The 6,300-nt window shown below is 47.5% G+C and carries 10 protein-coding genes; all 10 read right to left on the bottom strand.

All coding sequences use genetic code 11. The features are described 5' to 3' along the window. Positions 1-815 (bottom strand): TonB-dependent receptor (locus tag B3O33_RS04425; protein ID WP_292363051.1); only part of this gene is annotated, 815 nt, incomplete at its 3' end. Between the two features lie 119 nt (positions 816-934). After that, positions 935-1,909 (bottom strand): FecR family protein, encoded by a 975-nt coding sequence (locus B3O33_RS04430; RefSeq protein WP_292362539.1) that lies wholly within the window; start codon positions 1,907-1,909, stop codon positions 935-937. After that, the gene (locus B3O33_RS04435) at positions 1,902-2,462 is read right to left on the bottom strand and encodes a sigma-70 family RNA polymerase sigma factor (RefSeq protein WP_292362540.1); all 561 of its coding nucleotides are present in this window, start codon (positions 2,460-2,462) and stop codon (positions 1,902-1,904) included. Before B3O33_RS04435 ends, B3O33_RS04430 begins: the two co-directional genes overlap by 8 nt. Positions 2,463-2,649: 187 nt before the next feature. Beyond that, the gene (locus B3O33_RS04440; protein WP_292362541.1) at positions 2,650-2,916 is read right to left on the bottom strand and encodes a hypothetical protein; all 267 of its coding nucleotides are present in this window, start codon (positions 2,914-2,916) and stop codon (positions 2,650-2,652) included. A 99-nt stretch (positions 2,917-3,015) separates the two neighbouring features. Further along, positions 3,016-3,474 (bottom strand): YaiI/YqxD family protein, encoded by a 459-nt coding sequence (locus B3O33_RS04445; RefSeq protein WP_414673269.1) that lies wholly within the window; start codon positions 3,472-3,474, stop codon positions 3,016-3,018. 10 nt (positions 3,475-3,484) lie between these two features. Next, positions 3,485-3,802, bottom strand: a complete 318-nt coding sequence (locus tag B3O33_RS04450; RefSeq protein ID WP_292362542.1) for a Na+/H+ antiporter subunit G — start codon at positions 3,800-3,802, stop codon at positions 3,485-3,487. An 8-nt stretch (positions 3,803-3,810) separates the two neighbouring features. After that, positions 3,811-4,080 (bottom strand): K+/H+ antiporter subunit F, encoded by a 270-nt coding sequence (locus B3O33_RS04455; RefSeq protein ID WP_069295891.1) that lies wholly within the window; start codon positions 4,078-4,080, stop codon positions 3,811-3,813. Further along, positions 4,074-4,571, bottom strand: a complete 498-nt coding sequence (locus B3O33_RS04460) for a Na+/H+ antiporter subunit E (protein WP_292362543.1) — start codon at positions 4,569-4,571, stop codon at positions 4,074-4,076. Before B3O33_RS04460 ends, B3O33_RS04455 begins: the two co-directional genes overlap by 7 nt. Continuing rightward, positions 4,568-6,094 (bottom strand): monovalent cation/H+ antiporter subunit D, encoded by a 1,527-nt coding sequence (locus B3O33_RS04465; protein ID WP_292362544.1) that lies wholly within the window; start codon positions 6,092-6,094, stop codon positions 4,568-4,570. Before B3O33_RS04465 ends, B3O33_RS04460 begins: the two co-directional genes overlap by 4 nt. Further along, positions 6,091-6,300 (bottom strand): NADH-quinone oxidoreductase subunit K (locus tag B3O33_RS04470; protein WP_292363053.1); only part of this gene is annotated, 210 nt, incomplete at its 5' end. The genes B3O33_RS04465 and B3O33_RS04470, both read right to left, overlap by 4 nt.

Below are 6,300 nucleotides of genomic sequence, written 5' to 3' on the forward strand. Positions count from 1 at the left end.
ACATAATTGATAATGCCGCCTGGCGCTGCGAAACCATAAAGGAAACCACCGGCACCTTTGAGGATCTCAACCCGCTCAAGATGTTCCAGCGGCAGGTCTTTGGCACGGCTGCGGAAATTCATTCCGTCAAGTTTCTGTCCGGTATCAAAATCCGGGCTGATACCACGAATGGAAAAAGCATTATTTTCTGTGATCAGATTATTGCCTGATAAGCTGATAGCCGCATCAAATTTGGTTAACTCGCCCAGTGAACGTGCCTGCAGATTGGCTATGTAATCTTCAGAGTAGGTTTCAATGGTAAACGGTGTATTTTGCTTTGACAGGTTTCCCAGCGCACCAGCGAAAACATCGCCAACCCGATAGGCATTGGCGGCAGAACCATTCATTCCCAGCCCCTGAACCTTCATCGTAGATAACGTAACACTTTGACCTTGTTCATTGATTTCCTGCAAAGCGTAACTATTGTCGCCCTGAGCTACGGCCACCAGACCGCTGTCGGTGAGAATCCGGCCAAGGGCATTTTCAACTGTATAAGTGCCTTGCAAACCTTCACTGCTTTTGCCACTGGCTAACTCTGATGCACCGACAAGATAGATGCCGGCCTGTGCCGATAAACGGGCCAGTACCTGACTCAGTGATCCGGCAGGGATATTAAACTGTTGCGTGGCTTGAGCCGCAGCCTGACTTGTTTCTGCCTGTGCAGCAGGAAGCCATCCCAGTGTCCCCATGCTGGAAACAGCAACAATATGTATTGAAAGCGCCAGGGGTTTGAGCCGGTTTTTAGCTGGTTGTTTGTGGTGGTGTTGTTTCACCATTCGTATTACCTCATCTATTTTTGTGTTTACACAGATAGAAACGGGTGAGGTGTCCAAATCCGGAACCATTATTTGAAAAATAATTGAAATAATTGCAAGATGTTGATTTTATTTATAATTTAACTTCGGCTTGGTTCCAGTTTAATCCACCCTGGAAAAACCTGACGCACCTGGATGGGTAAAACTCTGGTCAGCATAACCAGTACGCGATCCGTATCACTGAGCGGGAAACTGCCATAGACTTTCAGCTGAGCAATCTCATCAGAGATATTGATATAGCGGTGTTGATAACGATTGAGTTCGGCAATCAGCTCTTTCAGCGTCATATCTTCAGCCACTAAAAGACCTTGTCGCCAGGCTTGTCGGGCTGTGATGACAGGTTGTTTTGGCTGAATCTGGTGGGTACTGAAACGGGTTGTTTCACCCTGCTGAAGTTTTGCTTGCTGATCATTATGAGTCTGAACGGATACCGCACCTTGATAGACAGCGAGTTCGATATCTTTCTGATGGTTCAATACATTAAATTGTGTGCCAAGAGCGGTTAACCGGCCATGCGTTGTGTCCACGATGAAGGAACGGTTGAGGTCTTTTGCTGTTTCAATATAGATCTCGCCATGAAGTAACTGAATACGTCTTTGCTGTTCAGAGAAGTCCACATTGATCGCGGTAGCCGTGTTCAGCCAGATTTGGCTGCCATCTGCCAGGGTGATATTTCGCTGTTGGCCGACACCTGTGTGATAATCAGTCGCCAGAGCCATGACGCTGTTGGGGAGCCATTTTTTATTCCAGCTGAGTTGGCCGAGAAAACCAATGACAGCAATACTCATCATGCCACTCAGAAGACGCCGCCGTTGGCGTAGTCGTTGGTTGGCACTGTATAGATTGTCTGCGGTGGCATGCGGATCCGGGGTTTGTTGCAACGCTTCGAAATTGTGGCTGATTTTTTCCACGAACCCCCAGGCCTTTTTATTCTCAGGCTTGGCATCAAGCCATTTACGCCAACTGGACTTATGTTCATCACTGGCTTGGCCATCACGAAGTATGGCATACCATTCAGCAGCCTCTTCAAGTGTTTTGTGAGAGGGCTCAGCCATATAAACGTGGCTCGGAAATGAGCTCACGGGTGGTTTGGGATGCCTGTAATGTCAGACAGGCCAACATGGCCTTTGCCACGTATTTACGCACCATGCGATCTGAAACACCCAATTGAATCGCTGTTTCAGCATCCGTCATCTGGCAGACCACGGCTAACAGAAAGGCTTTGGCTGCTTTGGTCGGTAACTCACTTAACATCAGGTTAATTTCTTCCAGAGCTTCCAGCACTGCCGCCTGGCGTTCTGCTGATGGGGCTGTTTCTTCGGGATAACTTGAGAGCGTATCGTGCCAGGCTTTTTCAATTTCCTTTCGACGCCAGAGATCAATACAGAGATTTTTCGCGGTAGCACATAAAAAATTGCGAGCATGTTCATTGCTGGAAAAGTGACGTGACGCAGGCAAACCGAGCAGACGAAGAAATGTATCCTGGGTCAGATCGGCGGCTTCTGCACTGTTACCTAATCGTTGATATAGCCAGGATTTCAGCCAGTTATGATGTTCGCTGTACAGCACCTGCACGTTAAAGTGGCTGACAGAGTGGGCACTGCTCACAAAAGGCTCCTGAATGTTATTTGGTAATGAGAATCAATAGCATTCTATTGCTTTAAGTCAAACCTCGCAAGCGAGCTTTTGCGGTAAGCTGATTCAAGAGTTGGGTTATCGTGGCTTATGCGTTGTGGAAGGATAGGGAGCAAAAAGTAAGAGGGATAAAATAGGGATGGGTTGAACCGGGCGGCAGTTACTTATGGTGATCGTCTTTAGTCACTAGAAACTCGAGCCCGGCACCGATATCTTCTTCACCGCAAGCAGCCATGTCATCAGGGCTGGCAGCCTGTGCTTCTTTATGTGTCAGAATCAAATCACGACGTTCTTTAAACGGGTCATTATTTTCATCACTTGATTTGTTGCTGACATCAACTGAGTTTTCAGGGATTATCTGGCTGTCGTCAGTACTGGCAATGGGGACGTTAAGATTCTTTGTCTGAGAACGTTTGGATTTATTCATGGTGTTTTACCTTTAGCGCCTCTGTGATTAAGACTATGGGTAAACCGGATTTAATTTGGATTATAAACCCAATAGACAAGACTGCATAACAGGTTCAGCTCAACGCCTGGCTTTCTGTAACCACTTATCCAGCTGATTGCCAAAGGCCTGCCGGTCGCGTTGATTAAAGGCTGGCGGGCCACCCATTTGTTCGCCGCTGCTGCGCATGGTTTCCATAAAGTTACGCATGGTGAGGCGGGCACTGATGGTATCGGTGGTGTAGAGTTCGCCTCTGGGGTTGAGGGCTAAGGCCCCTTTTTCAATCGCCTCGGCGGCGAGGGGAATATCTGCGGTGATGACCAAATCACCTTTCATCAGACGTTCGACAATTTCATTATCGGCTACATCATAACCGGATTGCACTTGCTGGAATTTGAGAAACGGTGAGGGCGGTAAACGTAAACTGTGATTGGCAATAAAAGTGGTGTGAGTCTCTGTGCGGGTGGCAGCGCGGTAGAGAATTTCTTTAATCACTACCGGACAGGCATCGGCATCGACCCAGATTTGGGGCTTGCGTATTTCCGACACGTTAATCTTCAAGCTGGCGGGTACGTTCCACCTGTTTGACTTTAATATGAATGGCCGCTTTAGCCATCAGATGGGCACTTACCGGGGCAGTGATAAACAGGAATAAAGTCACCAGAATTTCATGCAGACTGACTCCATCTGTTTTCAGACTGAAATGAATCGCTGAGGCAATCAGAATCGCTCCAACGCCCAGGGTACTGGCTTTGGTCGGGCCATGTAAGCGCATATAAAAATCAGGTAGTTTGAATAAACCAATCGAACCGACCAGCGTAAAAAACGCCCCGACTATAATCAAAATCGCTAATATCCACTCAAGCATAATCGTCTCTATTCCATTATGTCGCCGCGCAGCAAATATTTGCTCAGCGCCAGCGTTCCCATAAAACCCATGACAGCGATCAATAATGCTGCTTCAAAATACAGGGCACTCTGCAGGTTAATTCCCAGCAGAATCAGCAGGGCAATGGTATTGATATACAAAGTATCCAACGCCAGGATTCTGTCCGGCACACTGGGACCGATAATCAGCCGGATAAAACTCAGCAGGATCGCAATCGCGACCATAACAAATGCGATTGATAAGGCCAGATTCAGCATGCGACAAATATCTCCAGCAATGGCTTCTCAAATTTTCGATGAATTTCAGCTTTGATCTCGGCTACATCATCAATATGCAAAGCATGAATCAGTAAATACCGACGATCTTTACTGAGATCACAACTGACTGTGCCCGGTGTTAATGAAATAGTATTGGCTAACAGGCTGATGCCCACCGGACTGGTTAATTGCAGTTCATAGTGCAGGAAGCCGGGGTTAAGCCTTTTTTGCGGACCGAGAATCAATTTAGCGACCACCGCGTTAGCGACCAGAATTTCATACAGGACTTTCAGAATATAAAGCACCAACATCCATGGATGACGGATGATGATTTGTTCCGGCCAGTAACTTGACGTCAACCAGGGTATAAAAATCGCCAGAGCAGCACCCAGCACAATATGACCCGGATCCATGCTGTTATTCAGTAATAACCAGATAGCCCATAAAATCAGGGTGAGTAAAGGATGGGGAAATACGCGCCGAAACATCATTTGCCGGTTTCTCCATGAGAAAGCGTGTCTAATACTGCATTAATATAAGCCTGTTGATCGTACAACTGTGCAGCGATTTGAGCACTCATATTGTTCAATGGCTTAGCGAATATCACCATTAACGGGCTGACCAGCATCAGCATCACCACAGCAATAAACGCTGATTTATTCAAAGGTGAAGTCTGTTGCGATTTATCCTTCTGCACACTGTAAAACAGTAAAGAACCTGAACGACATACCGCGATGATCATGATTAATCCGCCAATCAATACCACACTTAAAATAGCGGCAAACCAGGGGTGAGCCAGAGCGGAATTCAGAATCATCACTTTACCGAAAAAGCCTGAGAGCGGTGGCATACCGGTTAAGGCAATCCCCAGCAGCATAAACACCGAACCAACTAACACTGGACGATCAACCGGAATGGCTTTGGTAAACGAATCGGCATAGATACCGCGTCCTCTCAGAATCACGTCGGCGATTAAAAACATAGCTGCACCGAGCAGAGTCGAGTGAATAAGATAATAGAATGTTGCGGTTAATGCGGCTTCGCTATTAATGCCGATAGCAATCATCAACGTCGCCACCGACGCTAATATCAAATAGGCGACCTGACGGCGTAATGCTCTGGCTGCCAGTACACCTAATGCGGCTAATGTCAGGGTGATTAAACCCAGTAACAATACCCATTGAATATGCACAAACGCTAAATCGCCAGCGGCTTCACCAAACACAGTCCCGTGAACACGGATAATCGAATACAAACCGACTTTGGTCATGATGGCAAACAAAGCAGCCACCGGGGCTGAGGTGTAGGCATAGGCACCGGGCAACCACAGATAAAGTGGAAACATCGCTGCTTTAATACCGAAGACGACCAGAAGTAAAACGGCCGCTGTGGCGACAATGCCCTGATCTTCTGCAGAGACGTTTTGCACCGCAATGGCCATATCGGCAATATTCAGCGTGCCTAGAATGCCGTAAAGCGTACCGACAGCGAACAGGAACAGCGTCGATCCCACCAGATTGATGACCACATAATGCAGACCGGCGCGGGTACGCAGACGTCCACCGCCGTGAAGTAATAAACCGTAAGAGGCGAGCAGTAATACTTCGAAGAAGACAAACAGATTAAATACGTCGCCGGTCATAAACGCACCGTTCAGACCGAACAGCTGTAACTGGAACAAAACATGGAAATGCTGTCCCTGCTTATCGGTATCGGTGCGTATGGCATACCATAATGCGGCTAAAGCCAGTAGGGAGGTCAGTAGCAGCATCATTGCCGATAATCGATCCAGCACAATGACGATACCAAACGGCGCCTGCCAGTTACCGAGTAAAACCACTTGCATGACATCAGTGCTTGCCAGTTTAAAGCTGACCAGACTGACGCCAACCAGCAAGCTGATTAATATCAGGCTTAAAATGCGTTGTGTCTGAATACCGGCTGGACGTGCCATCAACAGCAAGATGCCACCAATCAATGGTAATAACACCGGCAGAATAGTAAACGGACTCATGATGTACTCCGTTCAGAATCAGATTTTGCTGAGTTGTGCTTGGTGGCTTTAAGTTCATCGTCGGATCGGTGCAGCCCGTCGACATGATCATTGCCTAATTCGCTACGGGCTTTTAATGCCAATACGATAAGAAATGCGGTCATACCGAAGGCAATCACGATAGCGGTTAATACCAGGGCTTGTGGTAAAGGATCGGTGTATCCAGC

Source organism: Methylophaga sp. UBA1464 (genome assembly GCF_002325665.1).
GTDB lineage: Bacteria > Pseudomonadota > Gammaproteobacteria > Nitrosococcales > Methylophagaceae > Methylophaga.